The 26,712-nt window shown below is 76.2% G+C and carries 20 protein-coding genes; 12 read left to right on the top strand and 8 right to left on the bottom strand.

What is annotated here, in order from left to right:
* Positions 1-694: 694 nt before the first annotated feature.
* Complete coding sequence (locus tag HUT16_RS03985; RefSeq protein ID WP_176185503.1) at positions 695-2,407, top strand: PP2C family protein-serine/threonine phosphatase; 1,713 nt, start codon at positions 695-697, stop codon at positions 2,405-2,407.
* Positions 2,408-2,473: 66 nt separating this feature from the next.
* Here the strand turns inward: HUT16_RS03985 and HUT16_RS03980 are convergent, their stop codons facing one another.
* Positions 2,474-3,337 carry a universal stress protein gene (locus HUT16_RS03980; RefSeq protein ID WP_176185501.1) on the bottom strand — a complete coding sequence of 288 codons (864 nt, stop codon included), beginning with the start codon at positions 3,335-3,337 and terminating at the stop codon, positions 2,474-2,476.
* A 287-nt stretch (positions 3,338-3,624) separates the two neighbouring features.
* On the opposite strand from HUT16_RS03980, the gene HUT16_RS03975 reads away from it, so the two are divergent.
* The 5 genes from HUT16_RS03975 (at position 3,625) to HUT16_RS03955 (ending at position 10,267) form a co-directional block, all read left to right on the top strand.
* The gene (locus HUT16_RS03975; RefSeq protein ID WP_176185499.1) at positions 3,625-4,272 is read left to right on the top strand and encodes a pyridoxamine 5'-phosphate oxidase family protein; all 648 of its coding nucleotides are present in this window, start codon (positions 3,625-3,627) and stop codon (positions 4,270-4,272) included.
* Positions 4,273-4,791: 519 nt separating this feature from the next.
* Entirely contained in the window at positions 4,792-6,261 is a 1,470-nt protein-coding gene (locus tag HUT16_RS03970; RefSeq protein ID WP_176185497.1) for an SDR family oxidoreductase, read from the top strand.
* A gap of 88 nt (positions 6,262-6,349) precedes the next feature.
* Positions 6,350-8,569 carry an NADP-dependent isocitrate dehydrogenase gene (locus HUT16_RS03965; RefSeq protein ID WP_176185495.1) on the top strand — a complete coding sequence of 740 codons (2,220 nt, stop codon included), beginning with the start codon at positions 6,350-6,352 and terminating at the stop codon, positions 8,567-8,569.
* 199 nt (positions 8,570-8,768) lie between these two features.
* Positions 8,769-9,239 (top strand): NUDIX domain-containing protein, encoded by a 471-nt coding sequence (locus tag HUT16_RS03960; protein WP_176185493.1) that lies wholly within the window; start codon positions 8,769-8,771, stop codon positions 9,237-9,239.
* 56 nt (positions 9,240-9,295) lie between these two features.
* On the top strand, positions 9,296-10,267 hold the full coding sequence (locus HUT16_RS03955) for a CehA/McbA family metallohydrolase (protein WP_176185491.1): 972 nt from the start codon (positions 9,296-9,298) through the stop codon (positions 10,265-10,267).
* Positions 10,268-10,274: 7 nt separating this feature from the next.
* Here the strand turns inward: HUT16_RS03955 and HUT16_RS03950 are convergent, their stop codons facing one another.
* The 3 genes from HUT16_RS03950 to HUT16_RS03940 all read right to left on the bottom strand — a co-directional run bounded on the left by HUT16_RS03950 (position 10,275) and on the right by HUT16_RS03940 (position 13,270).
* Entirely contained in the window at positions 10,275-10,811 is a 537-nt protein-coding gene (locus HUT16_RS03950; protein ID WP_176185489.1) for a GNAT family N-acetyltransferase, read from the bottom strand.
* Positions 10,812-10,890: 79 nt separating this feature from the next.
* Entirely contained in the window at positions 10,891-11,322 is a 432-nt protein-coding gene (locus HUT16_RS03945; protein WP_176185487.1) for a GNAT family N-acetyltransferase, read from the bottom strand.
* 196 nt (positions 11,323-11,518) lie between these two features.
* Positions 11,519-13,270 carry a cation:proton antiporter gene (locus HUT16_RS03940; protein WP_176185485.1) on the bottom strand — a complete coding sequence of 584 codons (1,752 nt, stop codon included), beginning with the start codon at positions 13,268-13,270 and terminating at the stop codon, positions 11,519-11,521.
* Positions 13,271-13,550: 280 nt separating this feature from the next.
* On the opposite strand from HUT16_RS03940, the gene HUT16_RS03935 reads away from it, so the two are divergent.
* Together HUT16_RS03935 and HUT16_RS39095 are read left to right on the top strand one after the other, a co-directional pair.
* Positions 13,551-14,891: an NAD(P)/FAD-dependent oxidoreductase gene (locus HUT16_RS03935; protein ID WP_176185483.1), complete on the top strand. Its 1,341-nt coding sequence runs from the start codon at positions 13,551-13,553 to the stop codon at positions 14,889-14,891.
* 120 nt (positions 14,892-15,011) lie between these two features.
* Positions 15,012-15,671, top strand: coding sequence for a zinc-ribbon domain-containing protein (locus tag HUT16_RS39095; protein WP_176185481.1), 660 nt, complete (start codon positions 15,012-15,014; stop codon positions 15,669-15,671).
* A gap of 49 nt (positions 15,672-15,720) precedes the next feature.
* Here the strand turns inward: HUT16_RS39095 and HUT16_RS03925 are convergent, their stop codons facing one another.
* Complete coding sequence (locus HUT16_RS03925) at positions 15,721-16,545, bottom strand: DUF4352 domain-containing protein (RefSeq protein ID WP_176185479.1); 825 nt, start codon at positions 16,543-16,545, stop codon at positions 15,721-15,723.
* A 207-nt stretch (positions 16,546-16,752) separates the two neighbouring features.
* On the bottom strand, positions 16,753-17,004 hold the full coding sequence (locus tag HUT16_RS03920) for a hypothetical protein (RefSeq protein ID WP_176184154.1): 252 nt from the start codon (positions 17,002-17,004) through the stop codon (positions 16,753-16,755).
* 241 nt (positions 17,005-17,245) lie between these two features.
* Between HUT16_RS03920 and HUT16_RS03915 the strand changes: the two genes are divergently transcribed.
* A complete protein-coding gene (locus HUT16_RS03915; RefSeq protein ID WP_176185477.1) occupies positions 17,246-17,899 on the top strand; it encodes a metalloregulator ArsR/SmtB family transcription factor in 654 nt (217 codons plus the stop codon).
* 32 nt (positions 17,900-17,931) lie between these two features.
* Positions 17,932-18,414, top strand: coding sequence for a DUF3291 domain-containing protein (locus HUT16_RS03910; RefSeq protein WP_176185475.1), 483 nt, complete (start codon positions 17,932-17,934; stop codon positions 18,412-18,414).
* Positions 18,415-19,367: 953 nt separating this feature from the next.
* Here HUT16_RS03910 and HUT16_RS03900 read toward each other — a convergent pair.
* Together HUT16_RS03900 and HUT16_RS03895 are read right to left on the bottom strand one after the other, a co-directional pair.
* The gene (locus tag HUT16_RS03900; RefSeq protein WP_176185471.1) at positions 19,368-19,862 is read right to left on the bottom strand and encodes a hypothetical protein; all 495 of its coding nucleotides are present in this window, start codon (positions 19,860-19,862) and stop codon (positions 19,368-19,370) included.
* A 733-nt stretch (positions 19,863-20,595) separates the two neighbouring features.
* On the bottom strand, positions 20,596-23,199 hold the full coding sequence (locus HUT16_RS03895) for an alpha-N-acetylglucosaminidase (RefSeq protein ID WP_176185469.1): 2,604 nt from the start codon (positions 23,197-23,199) through the stop codon (positions 20,596-20,598).
* A gap of 226 nt (positions 23,200-23,425) precedes the next feature.
* On the opposite strand from HUT16_RS03895, the gene HUT16_RS03890 reads away from it, so the two are divergent.
* Positions 23,426-24,619 (top strand): ROK family transcriptional regulator, encoded by a 1,194-nt coding sequence (locus tag HUT16_RS03890; protein ID WP_176185467.1) that lies wholly within the window; start codon positions 23,426-23,428, stop codon positions 24,617-24,619.
* A gap of 733 nt (positions 24,620-25,352) precedes the next feature.
* The gene (locus HUT16_RS03885) at positions 25,353-26,699 is read left to right on the top strand and encodes a deoxyribodipyrimidine photo-lyase (RefSeq protein WP_176185465.1); all 1,347 of its coding nucleotides are present in this window, start codon (positions 25,353-25,355) and stop codon (positions 26,697-26,699) included.
* Positions 26,700-26,712: the final 13 nt, after the last annotated feature.

The following is a 26,712-nucleotide window of genomic DNA, read 5'->3' as shown; positions in this document are numbered from 1 at the left end:
CCGAAGGGGCCGGGCGCCCGCACCGTCCAGCCAACCCCCTCCCGGCGCCCGCAGCGAGTCACCGACGAGGCGTGCACCCGCAGTACACCCTTCCGGGGCCGGGCCCGGCGGGCGGTCAGGCCCGGGGCGGGACGGAGGGGACGGCGGTGGCCGGGTCGTGGCCGGTGGAGACCAGGCGGCCTTGCCCGCCGGCCGCAGGCCGTTCGCGGTCTCCCGGAACCGGTGCAGCCGGCCGTCGGTGTCCTCGGCGGGCTCGTCCCAGTCGACGGCGGCGAGTTCGTCCCAGCCGGTCCAGGTGGTGCCGAAGTACGGCAGGACCCGCTCCCGTTCCGCCCGGGCCTCCGCCGTGGCGTCCTCCGGCAGGCCCCGATCGGCCGCCAGCGGGCGGAAGTTCGCGTAGTTGCGGACGCCGAAGAGGCAGCCGAACGCGTCGTGGTCCCGGGCGTCGTGGATCAGGCCCAGGTCGAGCGCGGCCCGCCACTTCCCGCCCCCGTACCTGGGCCGGCACTCCACGAACCCGCTGATGTCCGCTCCCACGCCGTCGATCCTGTCACCCGGGTCGACCGCTTTCCGGGCCCGCTCACCCGTCCGGTCCGCCGGGGTCGCCGGGGGGACGGGCGGCCGGAACAGTGGCGGAGAACGCCGAGCGGGCGGGTGCCGGGCGGGCGGCGCCCGGCGAGCGAGAGGGGCGGGCGTGGACGGGCGACCGGAGCAGGCCGACCAGGGCGAGTCCCTGCGCCGCACCGTCGAGCGGCTGCGCGCGGAGCACCGGCTGGCCCGGCCCGCCGGGTCGGACGTGCCGCCGCCGCTCGTCCCGGAGGCCGCGCTCGACCCGGACCTGGCCCGGCCGCCCGACCTCGACCTGCACCACCTGCTCGACGCCGTCCCGCAGGCCGCGGTGCTGGCCGAGCCGGTGCTCGACGAGTCCGGCGCCGTCCGCGACCTGGCCGCGGTGATCGTCAACGAGGCCGCGGTCCGCAACCCGTACCACCCCGGCCAGGTGCACCGGGACACCCCCGAGGGGCGCGGCGTCTCGCTGCGCGAGGCGTACCCGGGCCTGTGGACGGCGGCGTTCGCGGACACCGTCGGCGAGGTGCTGCGCACCGGGTACGCGGCCCGCGCGGTGCCGGTGCACTGGCGCCACACGATGTCCGACGGCAGCACCCGGGCCCGGCACGAGAGGGTCACCGCGCACCGGCTGGGCCGCCGGCTGCTGCTGGTGTGGCCGGACGACCGCACCGAGGAGATCGCCCGCGCCGCGCAGCGCATCGCCCGGGTCGGCTGGGCCGAGTGGAGCCTGCCCGACGGCCGGCTCGACATCTCGCCCGGCCTCGCCGTGCTGCTCGGCCTCGCCCCCGAGACGGACACCGTCCCGGCGGGCCAGGTGCTGCGCCGGGTCACCGAGACCGCCCGCCCCGCCCTGTACCGGGACCTCGACCGGCTGCTGTCCACCGGCGAGGACATCGACGTGCTGACCGAGCTGTACGGGGTCGGCCGGCCGCGCCGGGTCCGGCTGGTGGCGGAGGCGCTGCGCGAGGAGGGCGGCCCGGTCGAGGGCCTGCGGGCGGTGCTGCAGGACGTCACCGAGCTGGCCGAGAGCCGGCGGCTGCTGCGCCAGCAGGAGGAGGAGACCGAGCGGCAGGCCCGCCGGGCCGACGCCGAGCACCACGTCGTCCAGCGCCTCCAGGACGCCCTGCAACCGCACTCCGCCCTCCTGACCGGGCTCGGCGTCAGCACCGCGGCGGCCTACCGCCCGGCCGAGGGCGGGGTCGGCGGCGACTGGTTCAAGGTCCGCCAACTCCCGGACGGACAGGTGCTGCTGGCGGTCGGCGACGCGCGCGGGCACGGCCTGGACGCGGTCGCCCTGATGTCGATGCTGCGGCACGCGCTGGCGGGCCTGGCGTTCACCGGCGCGCTGGTGGAGTCGCTCGGCGGCTGGCTCAACCGGATCGCCTGCGACGAGGGCGAGGAGGCCACCGCCACCGCGGTGGTCTCCCGCTACTACCCCGACCGGCGGCTGCTGCGCTGGATCTGCGCCGGCCACCCGCCGCCGGTCCTGCTGCGCGAGGGCCGGGTCGCCCTGATGGAGCCGGAGACCGGCCCGCCGCTGGGCGTCCTGCCCGACGTCGCCTACCGGGCGGTGGAGACGCGCGTGCTCCCCGGCGACACCGTGCTGCTGTACACCGACGGCCTGATCGAGCGCCGCGACCAGGACATCGACGTCCGGCTGGAGGCCCTGTGCGAGGCCGTCCGGACGCACGCCGTCGCCGACTGCGCGACCGGCCCCGACCTCCAGGAACTGGTGGACGCGGTGGTGCGCGAGATGTCCGGCCCGCTGTCGGAGGACGACGCCACGCTGCTGGCCTGCCGCTTCGAGGCCGCGACCCGACCGGGCCCGGCGCCGTGACGACCGACCGCCCCGCTGCCGCCGAGGAGGCGGGGGCAGTGGGGCGGCCGGAACCGGGGGACGGGCTCAGTCGTGCGGGACGACCGCGACCGGCGCCTGCGCGTGGTGGATCACCGCGTGGGCGACCGAGCCGAGCTTGCCGCCCAGGCCCAGGGTGCGCCGGCGGCGGCCGACCACCACCAAGTCGGCCTGCTCGGACGCCTCGACCAGCGCGGCCGCGCCGCCGCCGGTGCGCACGTCCTCCAGGACCAGGGTGCGCGGGTACTTCTCCCGCCACGGGGCGACCGCCTCGGCGACCATGCCGGCCGCCAGCGCGCCCAGTTCCTGCTGCTCGGTCTCCACCGGGATCCACCCGGCGTACCCGTAGGCCGGCGGCAGCTCCCAGCCGTGCACCACCCGCACCCGGGCGTTGCGCAGCCGGGCCGCCTCGAAGGCGAACTCCAGCACCGCGCCGTCCGGCTCCAGCGCGTCCAGGCCGACCGCCACCTCGGGCTCGTGCGAGACCGGGTCGGGGCGGCCCTCGCGGACCAGTACCACCGGCGCCGCCGAGCGGCCCGCCACGCCGAGGCTGACCGAGCCGACCAGCAGCCCGCGGAAGCCGCCCAGGCCGCGGGTGCCGATCACCAGCAGCTCGCCCTGCCCGGCGGCCTCGGTCAGCCCGTCGATCGCCGCGTCCGGCACCAGCTCGCCGGTCACCTCCAGGCCCGGGTAGGCGGCCGTCAGCTCCTTGGCGACGTCGTCCAGCATGGTGCGCGCGCCGCTCTCCAGGTCGTCGGCCTTCACCAGGTCGTTCGCCTTGCGGCCCAGGTAGGGCCAGGCGTGCAGCAGCCGCAGCGGGGCTCCGCGCCGGCCGGCCTCCTGGGCGGCCCAGTGCGCGGCGGCCCGACTGCGGACGGACGCGTCGACAGCGGCGAGAACGGGACGAGTCATGGCAGTGCCTTCCCTGTGCGAATCCCCGCGGGCCTCCACCGCCCGGCATCGGGTTCGCGGCCCACTCTGCCCCCGCCCGGGCGGGACCGCCAGGGTCGGCGGGCCCGGCGGCCCAGGGCCATTGGTCCCGGTCCGGGCCGCCGGAGCGGAATCCGGTGCTCCGGTCAGGGTCCAAGGCCCCTGCCGCGCCGGGCCCCCGGTCACGCACCATGGAGGTGCCGACCGGACACATCGGGAGGAACCGCCCCCCGACCGGCCGGAGCGACGATCCCCGGGAGGTGACCGACGTGACCACCGAACACGCCCCCGCGGCCGCGCTCGCCCGCCGCTTCGCCGACCGCCTCGCCGACCTCGGGCTCACCGAGGCGCAGGCGGCGGCCAGGGCGGGCATGTCCACCGCCTACCTGCACCGCGTCCTGGAACTCGGCCCCGACTTCGACCCGCCCGCGCTGCTGCGGCTGTCCGCCGTCCTCGCCCTGGAGTACGAGGAACTGGTGGCCGGCCGGCCCGCCGAACGGGTCGACCGCACCGGCGGCCCCGCCCTGGCCGGACCGCCCGTCCTGCGCGAGCTCGGCGTCGCCGAGTGCTGGCAGCGCCTGGGCGTGGGCGGCCTCGGCCGGATCGCCCGCACCGGCCCCGAGGGCCCGGTGGTGCGCCCCGTCGGCTACCTGGTGCACGAGCACGCCGTCCTGTACCGCACCACCGAGGACGGGTCGCTGGCCCCCGGCCCGGGCGGCGACGCCGCGTTCGAGGTCGACCGCGCCGACCGGGACCTGCACGAGGGCTGGAGCGTGCTGATGGTCGGCCCGCTGGAGTACGTCACCGAACCGGCCCTGCTCGCCGAACTGCCCGAGCCGGCCGCGCACGGCCGCTGGGTCCGGCTGACCCCGACCACCGTCACCGGGCGCAGCATCCGGTCCGCCCGGCCGCACTGACCCGGGCCGGGCCCGGGAAGGCACGCGGGCGGCCGGGGACGGGAAGGCGTGCGGGCGGCCGGGGACGGGAAGGCGTGCGGGCGGCCGGGGACGGGAAGGCGTGCGGGCGGCCGGGCGCGGGCCCGCCGAAGCATGTGCCGCCGGTCCGGACAGCGGCGCTGGGGAAAGCACTGTCCGGACCGGCGACCTGCCCGTGCGGGCGGAGCGCAGTCCGCCGCGACACCCCCGCACCCCTGGCACCGGCACGCCCTCCCGCCACATCGGAAGGGTCCCTCCCGCCACATCGGGAGGGGGTCCGGCACCTCGCGGAGCGCGGTGTCTTCCCTGAACGACACCCACCGTAGCCGCGCCCCGGCCCGCCGGATTGGCACCAGGTCCACACCCGCTTGGCGCTCCGTCCACAGGAGGCGGAGGCTGGACGGGAGCGATCCGGCCCGGGGCGGGCACCGAAGACCGGGGCAGAAGACCGGAACGGGGAACCGGACCGGGAGACCCGGGGGGAGGACGGGAGACGGCGGCGTGCGATGTCTGGTGACCGGGGCGACCGGGTACCTCGGCGGGCGACTGGTGCCCGAACTACTGGCCGACGGCGCGCAGGTGCGCTGCCTGGTGCGCGATCCGGCCCGGCTGCGCGACCACCCCTGGCGGGCCGCCGTCGAGACCGCCACCGGCGACGTCACCCGGCCGCCCACCCTGGAGGGGGCCTTCGACGGCGTCGACGTCGCCTACTACCTGGTGCACTCGCTCGGCAGCGGCCCCGACTTCGAACGCACCGACCGGGAGGCCGCCCAGTCCTTCGGCCGGGCCGCCGCCCGGGCCGGCGTCCGGCGGATCGTCTACCTCGGCGGCCTCGTCCCGCCCGACCTGCCCGAGGGGCTGCTCTCCCCGCACCTGCGCTCCCGGGTCGCCACCGGGCGGGCCCTGCGCGAGGGCGGCACCCCCGTCACCGAACTGCGCGCCGCCGTGGTGATCGGCTCCGGCTCGGCCTCCTTCGAGATGCTGCGCCACCTCACCGAACGGCTCCCCGTGATGGTCACCCCGCGCTGGGTCGACACCCGCATCCAGCCGATCGCCGTCCGCGACGTGCTGCGCCTGCTGCTCGGCGCCGCCCACCTGCCCGACGACCCCGCCACCGACCGGGTCTTCGACGTCGGCGGCCCCGAGGTGCTCACCTACCGCGCCATGATGCAGCGCTACGCCCGCCTCGCGGGCCTGCGGCGCCGGCTGATCGTCTCGGTGCCCGTCCTCACCCCCAACCTGTCCTCGCACTGGGTCGGCCTGGTCACCCCCGTGCCCAGCGGCCTGGCCCGGCCGCTGGTCGAGTCGCTGCGCCACGAGGTGGTCCGCTCCGAACGGGACCTGGACCGCTGGATCCCCGACCCGCCCGGCGGCCCGATCGGCTTCGACCGCGCCGTCGCGCTGGCCCTGCGCCGGATCCGCGACGACGAGGTGGACACCCGCTGGTCCTCCGCCTCGCTGCCCGGCGTCCCCAGCGACCCGCTGCCCACCGACCCGGACTGGGCCGGCGGCAGCCTCTACCAGGACGTCCGCGAGCGCTCGGTGGCCGCCCCGCCCGAGGCGCTGTGGCGGGTGGTCGAGGGCATCGGCGGCGAGAACGGCTGGTACTCCCTCCCGCTCGCCTGGACGGTGCGCGGCCTGCTCGACCGGCTGGCCGGCGGCGTCGGCCTGCGCCGCGGCCGGCGTTCACCCGGACGGCTGAGGGTCGGCGACTCGCTCGACTTCTGGCGGGTCGAGGAGATCGAACCCGGCCGGCTGCTGCGCCTGCGCGCCGAGATGCGGCTGCCCGGACTGGCCTGGCTGGAACTCACCGTCACCCCCGACGGCACCGGCTCCCGCTACCGCCAGCGCGCCCTGTTCCACCCGCACGGCCTGGCCGGACAGGCCTACTGGTGGTCGGTGGCCCCGTTCCACGCGGCCGTCTTCGGCGGGATGGCCCGCAACATCGCCGCCCGCGCGGAGGCCGGATGACCGCCGCCCGGGGGGTTGGTTGCGGAGACACCCCCGGGACGAGATATCTTGACGTCAAGACGTTGCAGACGTGGAAGCTGGAGCTACGGTGACTGACTCGACCATCATCTACACCCACACGGACGAGGCCCCCGCCCTCGCCACGTACTCGTTCCTGCCGGTCGTCCAGGCGTACGCCGCCACCGCCGGTGTGAGCGTGGAGACCCGCGACATCTCGCTGGCCGGTCGGATCATCGCCGTCTTCCCGGAGTACCTCCAGGAGGACCAGCGCATCGCGGACGCCCTCGCCGAGCTGGGCGAGCTGGCCAAGACCCCCGGCGCCAACATCATCAAGCTGCCGAACATCTCGGCCTCCATCCCGCAGCTCAAGGCCGCCATCGCCGAGCTGCAGGCCCAGGGCTACGCCCTGCCCGAGTACCCGGACGAGCCGCAGACCGACGAGGAGCGCGACGTCCGCGCCCGCTACGACAAGGTCAAGGGCTCGGCCGTCAACCCGGTCCTGCGCGAGGGCAACTCCGACCGCCGCGCGCCGCTGTCGGTCAAGAACTACGCCAAGACCCACCCGCACCGGATGGGCGCCTGGACGGCCGACTCCAAGACCAACGTCGCCACCATGGGCGTCAACGACTTCCGCTCCACCGAGAAGTCCACTGTGATCGCCGAGGACGGCGCGCTGCGCATCGAGCTGGTCGCCGAGGACGGCACCGTCACCGTGCTGCGCGAGAAGGTCCCGGTGCTGGCCGGCGAGGTCGTCGACGCCTCCGTGATGCGCGCCGCCGCGCTGAACGAGTTCCTGGCCGCGCAGGTCGCCCGCGCCAAGGCCGAGGGCGTGCTGTTCTCGGTGCACCTGAAGGCCACCATGATGAAGGTCTCCGACCCCATCCTGTTCGGCCACGTGGTGCGCGCCTTCTTCCCGAAGACCTTCGCCGCGTTCGGCGCCGACCTGGCCGCCGCGGGCCTCAACCCGAACAACGGCCTCGGCGGCATCCTGGCCGGCCTGGACAAGCTCGCCAACGGCGCCGAGATCAAGGCCTCCTTCGACGCCGAGCTCGCCGACGGACCGGCCCTGGCCATGGTCGACTCCGACAAGGGCATCACCAACCTGCACGTCCCCAGCGACGTCATCGTCGACGCCTCGATGCCGGCCATGATCCGCACCTCCGGCCACATGTGGGGCCCGGACGGCAACGAGGCCGACACCCTCGCCGTCATCCCGGACAGCTCCTACGCGGGCGTCTACCAGGCCACCATCGACGACTGCCGCGCCAACGGCGCCCTCGACCCGGCCACCATCGGCTCCGTCCCGAACGTCGGCCTGATGGCCCAGGCCGCCGAGGAGTACGGCAGCCACGACAAGACCTTCGAGATCGCCGCCGCCGGCACCGTCCGCCTGGTCGACGCCCAGGGCGAGACCGTCCTGGAGCAGGCCGTCGCCCCCGGCGACATCTTCCGCGCCTGCCAGACCAAGGACCTGCCGATCCAGGACTGGGTCAAGCTGGCCGTCACCCGCGCCCGCGCCACCGGCGACCCGGCCGTGTTCTGGCTGGACGAGGGCCGCGCCCACGACGCCGTGCTGATCGAGAAGGTCAAGGCGTACCTGCCCGAGCACGACACCGAGGGCCTGGACATCCGGATCCTCACCCCGGTCGAGGCCACCAAGCTCTCGCTGGAGCGCATCCGCCGCGGCGAGAACACCATCTCGGTCACCGGCAACGTGCTGCGCGACTACCTGACCGACCTGTTCCCGATCCTGGAGCTGGGCACCAGCGCCAAGATGCTCTCGGTCGTCCCGCTGATGGCGGGCGGCGGCCTCTTCGAGACCGGCGCCGGCGGCTCCGCCCCCAAGCACGTCCAGCAGCTGGTCAAGGAGAACTACCTGCGCTGGGACTCGCTCGGCGAGTTCTTCGCGCTGGCCGCCTCCTTCGAGCACCTGGCCACCAGCACCGGCAACGCCGGCGCCCAGGTCCTCGCCGACACCCTGGACCGCGCCACCGGCACCTTCCTCAACGAGGACAAGTCGCCCTCGCGCCGCCTGGGCGGCATCGACAACCGCGGCAGCCACTTCTACCTGGCCCTGTACTGGGCCCAGGAGCTGGCCGCCCAGACCGAGGACGCCGCGCTCGCCGCCGCGTTCGCCCCGCTCGCCGCGACGCTGGCCGAGCAGGAGCAGGCCATCGTCGACGAGCTGATCGCCGTCCAGGGCCAGCCCGCCGAGCTCGGCGGCTACTACCAGCCCGACCCGGCCAAGGCCGCCGCCGTGATGCGCCCGTCGAAGACCCTCAACGACGCCATCGCCTCGCTGGCCTGACCCTCCGTCAGCCGGCCGACGCCGCCGCGGACCGCCCCCTCGGGGACGGTCCGCGGCGGCGTCCGCGTCCGCGGGCCCGCCGTCTCCTCCGGCCGCCCGCGCCGGGGCGGCCGCCCGCTCCGGGGTGATCCGGCCGCCCGCGCCGGGGCGGTCCGGTGCCTGCGCCGGGAACGGGCGGGTGCGCACTACAGTGCACGGTATGCCCACGCCGCAATTCATCCTGGACCTGCGCGAACACATCGGCCACGACCCGCTGTGGCTGTCCGGCATCACCGCCGTGGTGGTCGAGGACGGCCGGATCCTGCTCAACCGCCGCTCCGACACCGGCCGTTGGGCCCTGCTGCACGGCATCGTGGAGCCCGGCGAGCAGCCCGCCGACACCGTCGTGCGGGAGGTGCGGGAGGAGACCGGCGTCACCGTCCTGCCCGAGCGGATCACCAGCGTCCACACCCTGCCCGCCTTCGCCTGCGCCAACGGCGACCGGGTGCAGTACCTGGACATCGCCTTCCGCTGCCGCCCGCTGGCCGGCGAGGCCGTGGTCAACGACGACGAGTCGCTCGCCGTCGCCTGGTTCCCGCTGGACGACCTGCCGCCGCTGGCGCCCAACGACACCCTGCTGCTGGCGAAGGCGCTCGCCGACCACCCCTCGCCCTGGTTCGCCCTGGGCTGAAGCACCGCCGGAACTCCCCTGCACCGCAACGCCGTTGGGGATTCCAGGAGGCGATCATGGACTATCCGCCGACCCGGCTGCCCGGGCGCGGCCCCGGCTGGTACCGGGGCGACCTGCACGTGCACTCGGTGCACTCCGACGGCGAGCTCACCCCCGCCGAGCTGGCCGTCGCGGCCCGCGCCGTCGGGCTCGACTTCCTCGCCACCACCGAGCACAACGCGGCCGCCGCGCCCGGACGGTGGGGCGAGGTGGGCGGCGACGACCTGCTGGTGCTGCTCGGCGAGGAGGTCACCACCGGCACCGGCCACTGGCTGGCGCTCGGCCTGGAGCCGGGCCGACTCGCCGACTGGCGGCACCGGCTGGGCGAAGCGGCCTTCGACGAGGCGCTGCGCGCGGTGCGGGCCGCGGGCGGCCTGTGCGTCGCCGCCCACCCCCACGCGCCGTACCCGGGCGGGGAGTTGATGTACCCGCTGGAGTCCTTCGACGCCGTCGAGGTGTGGAACGGGCAGTGGTCCTCCGCGCTGCCGTGGAACGCCGACAACGAGGCCGCGCTCGCCGAGTGGGGCCGCCGCCTCGGCGCGGGCGTCCGCAGCGGCCGCCCGCAGCCCGCCGTCGGCAGCAGTGACACCCACCTGCCCGGCCAGCTCGGCGTCCCGCAGACCGTGGTGCACGCCGAGGAGCTGAGCGTCCCGGCGGTGCTCGCCGCCGTCCGGGCCGGGCGCAGCTGGATCGCCGGAACCGCCGCCGTGCAGCTGGAGTTCACCGCCGAGGCGGCCGGGCGCACCGCGGGCATCGGCGAACGCCTGGCCACCGGCGGCCGCCCGGTCGACCTGGCGGTGCGGCTGTCCGGCGTCCCCGACGGCAGCACGGTGCACTTCCGCACCGAAGCGGGCCGGGCGCACCGGGCCCCGGCCGACGAGCTGGTGCGCTGGAGCACGGACGCCGGGCGGACCGGGTTCGTCCGGGTCGAGGTGCGCGGCCCGGACGGGCGGGCGGTGGCGCTCACCAACCCCGTCCTGCTGGCCTGAGCGGGCCTCACCCCGGCAGGCGGACGCCGAGCCACTGCTCGGCGCCGTACTCCTCGAAGCGGGCGACCTCGGTGAAGCCGAGCCGCTCGGCGACCCGCCGCGAGGCGGCGTTGGCGGTCCGGGTGGTCAGCGCGACGGGCGTGCCGGGCGCCGCCGCGGCCAGCCAGTCGAGGGCGGCGGCGCACGCCTCGGTGGCGTGGCCGCGGCCCCAGGCGTGCGGCAGGAACAGGTAGCCGAGCTCGCGCGCCCCGCCGCCGGGGTGCAGGTGCTCCAGGCGGTCGGAGCCGTGCGGGTCGAGCGTGACGAGGCCGATCATCGCCCCGTCCAGCTCGACCACCAGCAGCCCGGGGCGGCCCGCGGGCACCGCGGGCAGCGTCCGCTCGAACTCCTCGCGCAGGCGGGCGCCGCCGATGTGCCGGCCGACCTCGGGGGAGGTGAACAGCTCGACGATCGCCGCCCGGTCCCGGGCCGCCGGTTCGCGCAGCACCAGGCGGGCGGTCCGGATCGGGGCGGGAGGCCAGGGCAGCGGCGCGGGGTCGACCATGACGGCCAACGTACCGTCCCCGCTCGACGCCCCGTCAAGAGGCGTCGGGTCGGCCGGCGTAGGGCCGGCCGGCGTCGGGTCAGCCGGCGTCGAGGTCCCGGCGCCAGGCGACCTCGACGGCCAGCGAACCGTCCGCGAGGTACTGGCGGACCTGCGGGGCGGCGGTCAGCGCGGCCGCGGCCTCCGGGACGGGCACCTGGCGGAAGCCCAGCCGCCGCCAGAACGCGCCCGCGTCGGTGGAGAACAGGTAGACGCTGCGGACGCCCCCGGCGGCGGCCTCGGCGAGGACGTCCTCCACCAGGCGGCGCGCCGTGCCGTGCCCGCGCCGGTCCGGGCGCACGGCGACACTGCGCAGCAGCGCGGCCGACCCCGCGGGCTCCAGCGCCGCGCTGGCCGTCGGCCCGGCGGCGTCCCGGACGGTCCACAGCAGCGTGCCGGGCTCCTCCAGGCCGTACGGATCGAGGCCCTGGGCGCGCAGGAAGGCGGCGAGGTCGGCGGTGGCGGCGGTCATCGGACGGGATCCTTCCGGGGAGAGGGACGGCGGTCGGACGCTACCCGGCCGCTGTTACGCGGGGTGGCGCGACACCGTGTCGCCCCGGTGAACCGGGCCCGGTTCCCCCGATCGGCGGGTCCTGAGGCCGGTCCTGAGGCCGGTCCTGAGTCCAGGTCAGGCCGGGTCAGGCCGGGTCAGGCCGGGTCAGGCCGGGTCAGGCCGGGCCCAGGACGATGCGCTCGGTGACCTGCGCGGGGTGGGCCGGCTCGCCGTGGAGCGTCGCGGGGCGCAGGTGCCCGGACCGGTCGAGGGTGAACAGCAGGTCGTGGCCGGGCGGGAGTTCGCCGTCGGCGGGGCGGCGCAGCAGCCGGGCCCCGGCGGCGTGCCGGCGGGCCAGCTCGGGGCCGGTCAGGGCGGCCGGGAGGACCATCGCCGCGGGGGTGTCGCCGACCGCGCCGGGCCCGGGCGCGGCGGCGGGCAGCCGGAACACCGGCAGCTCGGACTCCTCGCGCAGCACGGCCGCCGCGAGCGCGTTGAACTCGTCCTCGGCGGTCAGCAGGTACACCGCGGTGACGCCCTCCTGCTCGGCGCCCTCGCCGCTCGCGGTGGCCAGCAGCTCGCCGTCGGCGAGTTCCAGCCCGGCCGCGGAGATCCGCGCCCGCTGCTCGTCGCGCCCGGCCCACAGCAGCACGTCCAGGCCCGCCGAGCGCAGCACGGTGGCCAGTTCGACCGTCCAGGGCTCGCCGCCGACCAGCAGCGGGCGCGAGCGGGCCGGGCGGGCCACCCGCAGCAGCCGGGACACCGGGACGGCGGTCAGGCCGTACAGCGTGACGGTGGAGACGATCACCAGGAAGGTGGTCGGCAGGATCCGGTCCGCGCCGCCGATGCCCGCCGCGGCCAGGCCGGTGGAGAAGGTCGCGGCGGTGGACGCGGCGACGATGCCGCGCGGCGCCATCCAGCCCAGGAACGCCCGCTCGCCCTCGTCCAGGTCGGTGCGCACCGTGGACAGCGCCGCCACCACCGGCCGCACCACGAGCACCAGCACCGCGGCCAGCCCGAGCGCGGGCAGCAGCACCGGGCGCACCGACGCCCAGGTGACGGTCGAGGAGATCGACACGAACAGCACGCCGACGATCAGCGCCACCAGCGTCTCCAGGAAGGTCCGCCGGGCGGGCAGGTCGAAGACCGGGGCGGTGGCGACCACCACGCCCATCACCACCGCGGCGATCAGCCCGGTGTCGTCGCGCAGCGCGTCGCAGACCGCGGCGATGCCCACCACCACCGCCAACTGGGCGTTGGTGCCCAGCACTTCGTTCAGCCGGGCCCGGACCAGCAGCAGCCACAGCAGGGCCGCGCCGACCGCGCCGCCGAGCAGGCCCAGGCCCGTGCTGGAGGCGAACCGCAGCAGACCCCGGCCGAACTCCCGGTGCTGCTCGCTGACCAGGGCGTGGAAGACCAGCGCGCCGAGGATGCCGCCGATCGGGTCGATCAGCGAGCCCTCCCAGACCAGGATGCGCTGCACCCGCTCGTTCGGCCGGACGAAGTTCAGCAGCGGCCCCACCACGGTCGGCCCGGACACCACCAGGACCGCGCCGAGCATCGCCGCCGCCCGGCCCGAGACGCCGAGCAGCGGGGCGGCCGCGAACGCGGTGGCCGGGGCGGTCACCAGGACGCCGACCCACACCAGCCGCACCACCACCTGCCGGGCGTGGCCGGTCAGCTTGCGCAGGTCCAGGCCGAGCCCGGCGTCGTACAGGATGACCGCGACGGCGAGCGAGACCAGCGGGGAGAAGGCCGGGCCCAGCAGCCGGTCCGGGTGGACGTCGTCGGTGACCGCCCCGGCCGCGAAGCCCACCGGCAGCAGCACGATGATCGCCGGGACGCGCAGCCGGGAGGCCAGCAGCTGGGAGGCGACGGCCAGCACCAGGGTCAGGCCGGCCCCGATCAGGATCTGCTCAGAGGTCATCCGACCATCCCACGCCGCGCACCCGGCCCCCGGCGCGCCACGCGCCCGGCGGGTCCCCCGTCCGGCCCAGGCCCGCCCGGCGGAGGTCCTGCGGCGGTCCGGTGGCGACCCGGTGCCGACCGGGTGCCCGGCCGGTCCGCCGGCCCCCGGGGCGAATCGGACGGTACCGGGCGCAAGTGGGGAAAACCCCTACCGGCCAAGGGAGTTGCCAGGTGGAAGAAGGGCGGCCGATCCGTGGATGCCCGGTGACTGTCAGCGCCGCGTCCCTTACTGTACGGGCATGAGTCCTAGGGGGAGCGCGGCCGGCGACCGCGGCACGGCAGTGGTGATCGGTGGCGGACTGGCCGGATGCCTGGCCGCCTGGGCGCTGCACGAGGTCGCGGACCGGGTCGTGGTGGTCGAACGCGACCGCTACCCGGACGGGGCCGACTTCCGCCCCGGCGTCCCGCAGGCCAAGCACAGCCACCTGCTGCTGGAGGCCGGCCAGCGCACCATCGACGAACTGCTGCCCGGCGCCCTCGCCGAACTCCTCGCGGCCGGCGCCACCCGCGTCCCGCTCTCCGGCGGCCTGCGCTGGCTCACCGCCGCCGGCTGGCTCGCCCCGTACCCGAGCGACCTCGCGGTGCTCGGCTGCAGCCGTCCGCTGATCGACCGGGTGGTGCTGGACCGCGTCCGCGCCGCACCGAACATCGAGTTCCGCACCGGCACCGAGGTCACCGGCCTGATCGGCGACCGGCACCACGTCACCGGCGTCCGGGTGGCCGGCCGGGGCGGGCGCGGCGAACGCGAGGCCGAGGTCTCCGCCGAACTGGTCGTCGACGCCGCCGGACGCTCCACCCGGGCCGCCCAGTGGCTCTCGCTGATCGGCGCGTCCGTCGTCCCCCGGGAGCGCGTCGACGCCGGCGTCTCCTACGCCACCCGCTTCTACCACCGCCCCGCCGACGCCCCCGCCGACTCCGCCCTCTACCTGCAGAGCCACGCCCCCGACCAGGGCCGCTTCGGCGTCCTGCTGCCCGTCGAGGGCGAGCGCTGGATCGTCGGCATCGGCGGCATGCGCGGCTTCGAACCCTCCATCCAGCCCGAGGAGTTCGAGAAGCAGCTCGGCCTGCTGCGCGACCCCGGCATCGCCGAGGCGGTCACCGGTGCCAAGCCCGTGGGCCCCGCCCGCGGCTTCGTCCCCGGGCCCAGCGTGTGGCGGCACTACGAGCGCTCCGCCCCGCACGGCTTCCTCGCCCTCGGCGACGCCTCCTGCACCTTCAACCCGGTCTACGGCCAGGGCATGACGGTGGCCGCCCTCGGCGCCCGCGCGCTGCGCGGGGCCGTCCGCAAGCACGGCGACCTCGGCCACGCCGCCGTCCGGGAGACCCGCGAGGCCATCGCCTCGGTCACCAGGAACCCCTGGCAGATGGCGGCCGGCGAGGACGTCCGGTTCGCCGGCACCACCGGCGGCCCCTCCGGACTCCAGGTCAAGGTCCAGCAGCGGTTGCTGGACCGGGTGCTGACCCGCGCCGTCACCGACGCCCGGGTCGCCGCCGCGTTCCACCAGGTCGCCGCCATGGTGGAACCGCCCACCCTGCTGTTCCGTCCCTCCGTGCTGGGACCGGTGCTGTTCGGCGGCTGACCGCACGGCCGTCCGATCGCGCCCGATCCCGCCGGACCGTACCGGCGCGGCACCCCGGTGTGGCAGCCTGTGCGACGGACAGACCAGACGGCACCTGCAAAAAGGGTTGGGCAGCGGACGATGAGCGAGATCCACTTCAGCAACAACTACCGCGACCTGAGCGAGCAGCACGGCACCGGAGCGGGCTTCCAGTTCGAGTTCTCCTGCTCGCGCTGCTACGACACCTGGCGCTCCGAGTTCGAGCCCTTCCGCACCGGCCAGGCGGCCGGCTGGATCAACAAGGGCGTCAGCGCCGCCTGGAGCCTGCTCGGCGGCAGCGCCTCCAACGGCCTCAGCAACGCCGCCGACGGCCTGGCCGGCGCCAGCTGGGGCAGCGGCCGCGACACCGCCTTCCAGCGCGCCATCGGCAACGCCCAGCAGCACTTCAACCGCTGCGCCCGCTGCACCCACTACGTCTGCGGCCGCTGCTGGAACGCCGCCCAGGGCCTGTGCCTGGGCTGCGCCCCCGACACCGCCGCCGAGGCCGCCGCCGCCCGCCAGCGCGGCCTCAACGACGCCGTCACGCAGAACGCCTACACCCACGGCCAGTCCCGGGCCGGGCAGTTCGACGTCACCACCGACCGCCAGCTGGTCTGCCCGCAGTGCCGCGCCGAGACCCACGGCACCCCGTTCTGCCCCGGCTGCGGCTTCCGCCTGGCCCAGCCCGCCCAGTGCACCTCCTGCCACGCCGAGCTGCCCGACGGCTCCGCGTTCTGCCCCGGCTGCGGCACCCGGCGCTGAACCGGCCCGGCCCGGGCGGCGCGAACGGCGCCGCCGCCCGGGCCGGGCCTCAGCGCAGCCCCTCCGGGGACCCGCTCCACAGCACGTCCCGGCGGTCCGTCCCGGCGCTGTGCGCGTACGAGACGGTGAACGGGTCGTCGGTGGCCCGCGGCACGCCGTAGGACTCCACCAGGGTGCTCTTCGCGCCCGGACGCAGCGAGTCCGGCAGCGACTTGTACTCGCCCTCCCCGTTCGTGGGGTGGAGCAGGTTCCCGTCCGAGTCCTTCACGAACAGCATCCCCGACCCGTACAGCGAGATCTCCTCGGCGGAGGTGTTCTCCACCGCGATGCTGATCCGCACGAAGGTCGCGTCCTTCGGCAGGACCGTCCAGGAGTTGCGCTCCGGCGTGTACCCCTTCAGCGGGGCCATCGTCACCTTCAGGCCGTCGGGGAAGGTGTACGACCCGCCGAAGGGCATCCGGCGGGCCCGCTCGTCGGCGGCCCGCGCGGCCTCGTCGGCGCTCCGCGACAGCTGCTCCTGGGCCTGCGCGGCCTGCCGCTCGGAGTCCCGGCGCTGCTGCTCCTCCACCAGCTTCCGGTACTCCTCGGCGGCCGCCGACTGCTGCGCCGCGCTCTGCGCCTCCCGGACGCCGAGGCCGTCCGCCGCGACGACCGGCTCCCGGGGCGCCCGGCTCCCGGAGTAGGGGTGCGCCCGGCCGATCGAGAAACCCGCCACCAGGCACAGCACCGCGATCCCCACGCCCGCCCCGACCAGCACCGCCGGGCGGGTCAGCGGATCCCCGCCGGGCCCCGGCGGCAGCACCGGTTCCCCCGGCTGCGCCTGCGGCTGCGGCTCGGACCGGACGGGCGGGACCTGCGGAGCGGGGAAAGGCATGCGGCACCTTGGGATCGGGGAACTGCGGACGTGGGTCGGTGTCGTGACACCGACCGCGCAGTCTCTCGCAGTTCCCCGTCGTCCGCGAACCGTTTCGGGTACCGGTCGCCTATCGCTTGGGTAGCGTTTCGGTACCGCCCGGTACCGACCCGGCACCACGTGCTGCCGGGTGACGGCGGGTCGGGCTCCCGGGGCCGGGCGGAACGGCTAGATCCCGTGGGTGGGCAGCAGCAGGATCCGCTCGGGGTCGTAGCGCCGCCAGGCGGGGGCCGTGGCGGCGCCGATCAGGCGCAGGCGGCACCAGGGTTCGCCCTCGGGGGAGTGCCACCAGGCGTTGATCCGGCCCAGGGCCCACGTTCCGGAGCCGTCCAGCAGGACCTCCACGGGCTGGTAGGCGGGACGGACGTCCGGTTCCGGCGGGGACCAGGCGGGGTCGGTCTGCAGCTGCGGAGGGTGCACTGCGGGCCTCCTTCGAGTCCGGTCGGCGGGGGTGCCGGGTGCGGGGTGCCCGAACGGCCCGGCTGGTGGCGGTCGGGAACACTCTACAGAGGTGTAGAAACGAATGGCGGGCAATCCGGGCAGCACGGCGCGAAGGCGCCGCCCGGCGGCTCGTTCGCGCCGGGCCGGGCGGCGCCCGACCGCCCCCGGGGCGTGTTCCGGCCGCCCCCGGGCGTGTTCCGGCCGGTCATAGACTCGACGGATGACAGCTGAGGACTCCTCGATCGAGGCGCTGGGCGCCCTCGCCGACCCGGTGCGGCGCGCCCTCTACCGGCACGTGGCCGCCGCGCCGCAGGAGGTCGGCCGGGACGCGGCGGCCGAGGCGGCGGGCGTCTCCCGCTCCCTGGCCGCCTTCCACCTGGACAAGCTGGTCGACGCCGGCCTGCTGACGGCCTCCTACCGCCGCCCCGCCGGCCGCGGCGGCCCCGGCGCCGGACGCCCCGCCAAGCTCTACCGCCGGGCCGACGCCGAGATCGCGGTCGCCCTCCCGCCCCGGTCCTACGGCGCGGCCGGCCGACTGCTCGCCGAGGTGGTCGAACGGGCTGGCCTGGACCGGGAGTTGCAGGCCGCGGCCCGCGCGGCCGGCGCGGCGGAGCAGCCCCCGGCCGACCTGCCGGAGGCGCTGCGCGAGCGCGGCTACGCGCCGTTCCCGGACGGGGAGGTGCTGCGGCTGGGCAACTGCCCGTTCCACGCGCTGGCGGACGAGTTCCCGGCGCTGGTCTGCGGGATGAACCTGGCCCTGCTGGAGGGGCTGGCCGGGGACGACTGGACGCCCGCGATGGACCCGTGCGCGGGCGGGTGCTGCGTGTCGTTCTCCCGGCGGCCGGGCGGCGAATCTAAAAACAACAACCATTGACGATAGAAGCCGGGCCGGGCCATGCTTGCCGCATGACCACCCCTCAGCCCGCCGCGCCCCCCGCCGGCCACCACCTCGCCCAGGTCAACGTCGGCCGCACCGTCGCCCCGCTGGACAGCCCGCAACTCGCCGGATTCGTCGACCAGTTGGCCGAGATCAACGCACTCGCCGAACGCAGCCCCGGCTTCGTCTGGCGGATGGTCGACGAGACGGGCGCCGACGCGACCGGCCTGCGCCCCGACCTGGACGACGACCTGCTCCAGATCAACTGCTCGGTCTGGGAGTCGGTCGAGGCGCTCCGCGACTACGTCTACCGCAGCGACCACCTGCGGGTGCTGGCCCGCCGCCGCGACTGGTTCCAGCGCCCCGACGGGCCGCACCAGGCGATGTGGTGGGTGCCGATCGGCCACCGCCCCACCGTCGCCGAGGCGATGGCCCGGATCGCCGCCCTGCGCACCCGCGGCCCCGGCCCGGACGCCTTCACCTTCCGCGACCCGTACCCGGTGAACTCCTAGGCGGGTCGGGGGGAGCGGGCCGGGGCCCGCCGTTCTCCGACCCGGGGCTCCTCAGCCGATGGGCTTCAGGCGGGTGCCGGAGGCCGTGACCGCCTCGACCGCGGTGGGGCCGGTGCCCGGGTTGTCGAGGGCCAGGGTGCGGGTGGGCGGTGCGGGCTGGTCGAGGCGGCGGGCGGGGGTGGTGACGACCAGCCGGGTGACCCGGCGGCTGGCGGCGACCAGCAGGTAGGGGGTGCCGTTCGGGCCGCGCCAGCGGTACTGGGCGACGGTGTCCTGCTCGTAGCGGCTGCAGGCCCGCCCGTCCGCGTGCGCCAGCCGCTCCCCGCGGCCGCCGCCCGGCGGGAGCACCGCCGCCGCCGCGCTGCCCGAGCCGTCCCAGTGGTCGGCCCGCAGGCAGGCCCAGGCCAGCTCGCCGGCGTTCTGCGGGAGCTTCTGGTCGGCGAACTCCCACAGGTTCAACTGCCGCACCTCCGGCCCCGCTTCGGGCACCGCGCAGNCGCCCGCCGCCCACCGGCGCAGGGCCTGCGCCCCNACCGCCTCGCGCGGCGGCCGGGCCTGGGCGGAGCCGTCCGGCGGCGGGGTGTACGTCAGGTGCGCGGGGGCGAGCCCGCCCAGGTCGGCCAGTAGGAAGGCGTGCTGCTCGGCGACCACCGGGTCCGAGCGCAGTTGCAGCACCGGCCCCGGGCAGCCCGGCGCGGCCGTTCCCGGCACCGGGTCGGTGACCCCGCCGGTGAAGGCCAGCGGCCGTTCCGCCTCGTCCGGCCGGTCCAGCCGCCGGGTCGCCGCCGACGCCACCCAGGGCGCCAGCAGGTAGCGCGCGCCGCGCCCGTCGCGGTGCAGGACGACCGCCGCGCCCGCCGTCACGTCGCTGTCCCCGGCCGGTGCCAGCGCCAGGGCCGGGCCCGGCCCGGACGCCGGGTCGTCGGTGTACCTGGCCAGGCTCCGGCCGTCCGTCAGCAGCACCACCGCCGCGCCGTCCAGCCGCCCCGCGTACAGCAGTTGGGGCGCGGCGGCGGGCGGCCCGCCTGCTGCCAGGCGGCCGTCGCCCGGCCGAGCAGGGCGCCGTCGTCGCGCAGTTCGCCGCGGGCGGGCCAGACGGCGAGGCCCAGTTTCGCGGTGGTCCGCCACAGGTCGTCGGCCCGGCGCTCGGGCGCGGCCGCGGCCGGGGCGGAGGCCGCCGCGCCCGGCCCGCCGGTGCCCGGCCCGTCGGTGTTCGGACCGGGCGCGAGCAGGACCGGCAGGACGCCCGCGGTCAGCGCCACCGCCACCGCCGCGGCCAGCGCGGCCAGCCGACGGCGGCGCAGCAGGTCGCCCGGCCGCAGGTGCACCGTGCAGGCGTCGTAGCCGGGCGGCAGGTCGGACCAGCCGGGGCCGCCCAGCGAGCGCAGCAGTTCGGCGCCGGCCCGGGCGGAGTCGGCGGGCGTCTCCACCCCGGCCCAGGCCAGCACCTCGGCGGCCTCGGCCCGGGCCAGCCGTCCAGCGCCTGGAGCGCGAAACCGGCCCGGGCCGGGGCCGGCAACTCGGCCAGCCGGGCGTCGAGTTCGGCGTCCCCGTCGTCCGGCGGCGTGAACAGCCGCACCCCCCACACCCGGGGGAACGCCGACCGGGGCCACCGCCGCCGACGCAGCGCCCCGCGCAGCANCCGGACCCGCGCCGCCGGGTACCCGTCCTCCCGGCGGCCCGCCCGCCCAGCACCGGCAGCGCCCGCTGCACCACCCCGTGCGCCGCCACCACCCGGGCGTGCCGCCCCCGGTCGGCGGGCAGCGTCAGGTACGCCAGGCCCACCAGCCGCCGGTAGTGCCGCACCAGCACGGCCTCCGCCGAGCCCGGTCGCCCGCTCGCACCGACCGCCCCGGGCCGCGGCAACGTCTTGAGATCCATCGGCCCTCCAAGGCATCGGGACGGAACCCGGTTACGTCGGACGGACCAACGAGTGGATCATCGGATAGTTGCGCGGGCCCGTCCGAGGAGCCGGGCGCCGGAACACCGGTCGGCGGTGCGCGCCGGGGCTCCGGGCGGAACGGGACGTCGGGGCGAGTGCTCGGCCGGGGGAGCGTTCGCCGGCGGCCGGGAACGGGTCGGGGGCCGTGACCGCCGTCATGGCGGTCACGGCCCCCGACCCGGCCCGCCGCGATCAGGGAACGGCTCGCGGGTCCGGCGGGTTCAGCGGGTTCAGCGGGTTCAACTGGGCAGGTTCCAGCGCTGGTTCGGGTTCGCGGTGCAGTTCCAGACGATCAGCCCGGTACCGGCGGCCGAGCCGCCGCCGGCGGCGTCCAGGCACAGGTTGGACTTGGTGTTGCGCAGGGTGCCGTCGGGCCGGGGGAACCAGCTCTGGGCCGGGGTGCCGTTGCAGCTCCACAGCTGGACGACGGTGCCGGCCGCGGTGGCGCCGCCCCGGACGTCCATGCACTTGCCGTCGGCGCGTACGGTGCCGTCGCCGACCACCGTCCACTTCTGCGCGGCGGTGCCGTTGCAGGTCCACAGCTGGAGCGGGGTGCCGTCGGCGGAGTTGCCGTTGGTGACGTCGACGCACTTGCCGCCGATGCCGGTGACCGGGCCGGGGTTCGGGGCCGGCGGCAGGGCGGCGGCGATCGCGGTGGCCACGGTGACCGGGTCGCCGGTGGGGGTGGTCGGGTAGGAGTTGGTGGACTTCGCCCAGGCGTCGTCCATGGCGAAGAAGTCGATCGCCGCGGGCGCGGTGTTGGTCGTCAGCGCGGTGTCCAGGGAGGCGAAGTAGGCGGCCCAGCGCTTGGCGTAGAGGTCGTTGATCATTCCGGAGTACTCGCGGGCGGCGTAGTCGAACACGCCGGTGTTGGCCTGCGGGCGGTCGCCCCAGGCGGTGATCAGCGAGCGCGCGTCGAACTGCATCCCGGCGGGCACGTTCGCCAGCCAAGTACCGGTCAGGAAGCGGGAGTCGGTGGCGGTGATCCGGTCCAGCAGGGCCTCGTCGGCGTTCCACTCGGACACCAGTGAGCGGAAGGTGGTGAGGTCCTTGGCGGTGTAGGCGTTGTTGATCTGCGGGAGCAGCACCCGGCTGCGGTTGTCCAGCGCCTGGCGGGCGGTGTTGACCAGGTCGAACCGGTAGGCGTCGGTGGCCTGCTGGGCCGCTCCCACCTTGAGCAGGGAGGCCAGCGCCCGCTGCACGGTGGTGGGGTCGTACTGCATCGTGGACGGGCTCCAGGCGGCCGTGGTGGTCGCCGTCAGCGAGGGCTTGGCGGTGAAGAGGCTGTCCTGCGGCTCGCTCCAGCCGTTCGCGGGCATGCTGTACGGCCCCTGGCGCAGCTGGTCCCAGGCCGCGACCGCGTTGGCGTCCGGGGCGCCGTAGCGGGAGTCGGCGTAGTTCCTGAACCAGGCGGCCTGGTCGATGGCGGAGCCGGACCAGGCGAGGTCGGCGAAGAGGGCGAAGGCGGCCGGGTCGGTGCCGGTGCCCTCGGGCATGTAGGCGATGCCCCGCTCCGCGCTGTTGCTCTTGGTCAGCCACCGCTGGAAGGTGGCGGTCCAGGCGGCGGTGTTGGCGCCGAAGGTGGACTTCCCGCCGAAGTTCGGGATGGTGCCGAAGGCGTACGGGGTGCCGCCCCAGGAGGTTTCCCGGTCCAGGGTGCCGTACCGGTCGGAGTAGCCGTCGACGATCAGCATCTTCGACTTGTCGACGCCGGCCAGCAGGGTGGACGACGGGTTGCTCCCCCAGCCGAGGATGGCCCAGGTCGCGCCCGGGTGGGCGGTGAGCAGCGCCTGCTGGATGGCGGTCGCGGCGGAGGTGACGTTGACGTTGCCCGCGCTGCCGCCCTCGTGCAGCGGGTCCATCTTGTACATGGCGGAGTCGCCGAACGCGGTGCGCTGGGCCGCGTAGTAGGCGGCCGCGAGCTGGGTGAAGACCGGTCCGGTCGGGTCGAGCCAGGACTCCCGTTCGAACCCGAGCCAGGTGCCCTGGGGCACCACGTGGGCCGAGGGGTTGCGGGTGGCGAAGTCGGTCGGCACCGTGCCGTAGAAGCCCGGCAGCACCGGGGTCATGCCGAGCCCGCGCAGCTGGTCGCAGAGCTGCCTGCCCAGCGCCGCACGGGAGTTGATCAGCTGGTCGGTGACCGGTCCGGCGAAGCCGCTCATGTTCTGCAGCAGCCACCAGGGCTGGTGCGCGGGCCCGGGGATCCAGGACCGCAGGTCGGCCGCGGTGTAGCCGAACTGCTGCAGCGCCTGGTAGTAGGGCTGTTCGGCGCCGACGGTGACCAGGACCTCGTTGAAGCCGTGCAGCGCGAGGACGTCGATCTCGTGCTGGTAGTCGGCGAAGGTGCGGTAGGCGCCGGAGTAGCCGTTGTCGGTGTCGTTGAGCGCGTAGCGGTGGGGGACCACGGCTGCTTCGGTGAACGGTGTCGCGACGGCGGGCAGGGTCGCGGGGAGCCGCGAGGTGCTGTCGGCGGGGAAACCGATGTCGACGCCGGCGACGTGGCGCAGGTACCAGCCGACCCCGGTGAGCAGGGTGGCCGGGGAGGTGCCCTCGACCCGGATCGCGCCGGCGCCGCCGGAGACGGTGAAGGAGTCGGTGCCCGGGGTCTGCCGGGCGGCGGCCACCAGGGTGACCTGCCCGGCCTGGGCGGGCAGCAGGCGCTGGATGCTCGCGGCGGCCGGCGCGGTGTCGAACGCCCCGGCCGCGGCGGACGCGGCGGACGCGGTGGTCGTGCCGGTCGCAGCGGTCGCGGCGGGCGCGACCGCGACCACACCGGCGGTGACGGTGGCGGCGAGAAGTGCGAGCAGCGTACGGGTGGTTCCGGTGTGGGGGATCGTTAGCATGGCCTCTCCACGGAGGTCGGCGGTGCCTGGGGGTGGCGGTGGCCCGGAAACGGGCAGGGGGAGACTCTCACCGCGCCGGTGACGTACGGCGGCGGGCGTTCGCCGAAAGTAAAGCGTGGGCGGTGCGGCATTACAATAGGTTCTTTCGATATTAATACCCGGATGGGCCAGGACGGAGCCGACGCGCCCTCAGGCAGCTGACGCCCCCTCAGGGAGGAGGACGCGCATGGTCGTCGAGGAGGGGGCCGGCGGACCGGCACTGCTGCGGCGGCTGAACACGGCCGCGGTGCTCCGGGCGATCCGCGACGCCGGTGCGCCGGTGCGGATCGCCGAGCTGGTCGAGGCCGCCCGGCTCACCCGCCCCACCGTCAAGCAGGCGCTCGGCGACCTGCTGTCCACCGGCTGGATCGCCGAGGACCGGGACCCGTCCCGCGCGGGCCCCGGCCGACCGGCGGTCCGCTACGCGCTGGCCCCGCGAGCGATGCCGGTGCTGGGCGTCGACCTCGGACCGCACCGCCTGAGCGTGGCCGTCGGCGACCTGACCGGGGATCAACTCGCGCTGGTCCGGCGGAGGACCGACCCGGACGACGTGCTCGGCTGCCTGGACGAGGCGATCGACACCGCGCTCGCGCGGGCCGGGCTCTCGATCACCGACGTCTGCGAGATCGTGGCCGCTTGCCCGGGCATCGTGGACAGCGAACGCGGCAGCCTGCGCTTCGCCCCCAGCCTGCCGGGCCCGCCCGACCTGGTCGACCACCTGCGGGCCCGGGCCGGCTGCCCGGTCCGGCTGGAGAACGACGCCAACATGGCCGCCCTGGTCTGCGCCGCCGGCCACCCCGGGCAGACCCTGGTGGTGGTGCACTGGGGCGAGCGGCTGGGCGCGGGCATCGTGGTCGGCGGAAAACTGCTGCGCGGGGCGAACAGCGCGGCGGGCGAGATCGGGGTGGCACCCACCGGTGGCGACCGGATCACCTTCGACCGGCAGGGCCGGGGCCCGCTGGAACGCGAGATCGGAGCGCGCGGGATCGTCGCCCTGGCCCGGACGGCCGCGCTGGCCGACACCTCGTCACGGCTCGCGGCCGGACCGCTCACCCCGGAGGCGGTGTTCGAGGCCGCCGCCGCCGGGGACCGCGCGGCGGCGGCGGTGGTGGAGACCGTCGCCCGGACCTTCATGACGGTGCTCGCCCCCATCCTGCTCGCCCTCGACCCCGATCAACTGATCATCGGCGGCGGCCTGGCCCGGGCGGGCGAGGCGCTGCTCGAAGCGCTGCGCCCGCAGCTGGAGCTGATGACCCTCTCGCCCCCCGCCCTCCGGCTCTCCCCGCTGGCCGAACAGGGCACCCTGGCGGGAGCCGTCCAGCTGGCCCGGGACGAGGTCTGGCGGCGGTGCCTGGCGGAACCGACCCCGACCGAGAGCTGAACGGCCGAACCAGCTCCCCTCGCCGCGCGTCCCACCGGGTTGACCGGATCGTCGGGTCGTCGGGCCGTCGGGCCGTCGGGTCAGTCGCGCGGGGGCCGGGGCCGGGCCGCCCCCCCCTCGACGGCTGGCGGAACCCGGCGGAATCCGGCGGAACCCGCGCCGCCGGTGCCCGGGCCCCACGCGCCCGCGCCCGCAGGGCCGCCAGGTCGGTGTCGGCGCCGCACAGCACGCTGCAGGCACGTTCACCGGCAGCGACACGCCGGCCCGTGCGCCCCGCTGCCGGGCGGCCCACGCGCGGTCCGGGTCCGCGCCGCCGCCCGAGCCCCGTCCGGCGGGACGCCCGCCTCCGGCCGCGGACAGGAAGCCGACCGCGCCGCGGGCCTTGAACGAGCCGGTGCGCCGGACGTGCGCCAACGCCGGTGACACCCCGTCCGGCCCGCCCCGGGACCACCCGCCCGGGACGGGACGGCCCCGCGATCCGGTCGGCGGCGGCCCGGACGTCGGTGCGGCTGAGCCGGTGCGCGGTGCGGCTCCCGGTGGTGTGATCGACGAGAGGGGCGGGCCGGCAGTACCGCCGCGCCCGTCCTGGCCCCATCCGTTGCGGCCGGGGCTCCGAAGACGACACGGGGGCACCCGTCCCCGCCGCAGACCGCCCGGCGTCGGAACATTGACAGGTCGTCATGTCGACTCGTCAGGTCGACGCCGTGAACCAGCCCGCACCGAAAGCAGCACCATGACACTCGCCATCGTCCTGTTCACCCAGGATCTGCGCCTGCACGACAACCCCGCCCTGCACGCCGCCCGCGCCGGTGCCGACCAGGTGGTGCCGCTGTTCGTCACCGACCCGGCCGTCGACGCGGCCGGCTTCGCCGCGCCCAACCGGGCCGCCTTCCTGGCCGGCTGCCTCGCCGACCTCGACGCGGGCCTGCGCCGGGCCGGGGGGCGGCTGCTGGTGCGCGAGGGCGACACCGCCGAGCAGACCGCGAAGCTCGCCGCCGAGACCGGCGCGGCGAGCGTCCACGTCGCGGCCGGGGTCAGCGGGTACGCCCGGCGGCGCGAACAGCGGCTGCGCCGGGCCCTGGGCGAGCGGCTGCGGGTGCACGACGGCTCGGTCACGGCCGTCCCGCCCGGCGCGGTGCTGCCCGCCGGACGCGACCACTACGCCGTCTTCACCCCCTACCACCGGGCCTGGCAGCAGGCCGCCCGCCGCACCCCGCTGGCCCCGCCGCGCGCCCTGCACACCCCCGAGGGCCTGGCCGGGGCGCCGCTGCCCACCGCGAAGCCCACCGCCCGCAGCCTGCCCGACCCCGGTGAGAGCGCCGCCCGCCGCGCCTGGCAGCACTGGCACACCGAGCAGTACGCCGACCTGCACGACGCGCTCGCCGCCGACGGCACCTCGCACCTCTCCCCGTACCTGCACTTCGGCTGCCTGTCCGCCAACGAACTCGTCCACCTCGCCGAGCGGCGCGGCGGCCACGGCGCCGAAGCCTTCGTACGGCAGCTCGTCTGGCGCGACTTCCACCACCAGGTCCTGGCCGCCCGGCCCGACGCCGCGCACGCCGACTACCGCCCCCGCCACGACCGGTGGCGCGAGGACGCGGAGGAGTTCGCCGCCTGGCGCGAGGGCCGCACCGGCTTCCCGATCATCGACGCCGGGATGCGCCAGCTCGCCGAGACCGGCTGGATGCACAACCGGGCCCGGCTGCTCACCGCCAGCTTCCTCAGCAAGTCCCTCTACCAGGACTGGCGCCCGGGCGCCGCGCACTTCCTGCACCACCTGGTCGACGGCGACGTGGCCAACAACCAGCTCAACTGGCAGTGGGTCGCCGGGACCGGCACCGACACCCGCCCCAACCGCGTCCTCAACCCGCTCACCCAGGCCGACCGCTACGACCCCGACGGCGACTACGTCCGCCGCTGGATCCCCGAACTCGCCCACCTGCCCGGCCGCGCCGTCCACCGCCCCTGGCAGTCCACCCGCCGCCCCGCCGACTACCCGCCGCCGCTGATCTCCCCCGACACCACCGGCCACCGCCTGCGCGCCGCCCGGATCGACCAGGACCCGCTGCCGGGCGTCTGATCCGAACCCGCCC

Source organism: Kitasatospora sp. NA04385 (assembly GCF_013364235.1).
Classification (GTDB): domain Bacteria; phylum Actinomycetota; class Actinomycetes; order Streptomycetales; family Streptomycetaceae; genus Kitasatospora.
Note: the sequence above shows the minus strand (reverse complement) of the source record. Positions and strands in the feature narration are given on the sequence as shown.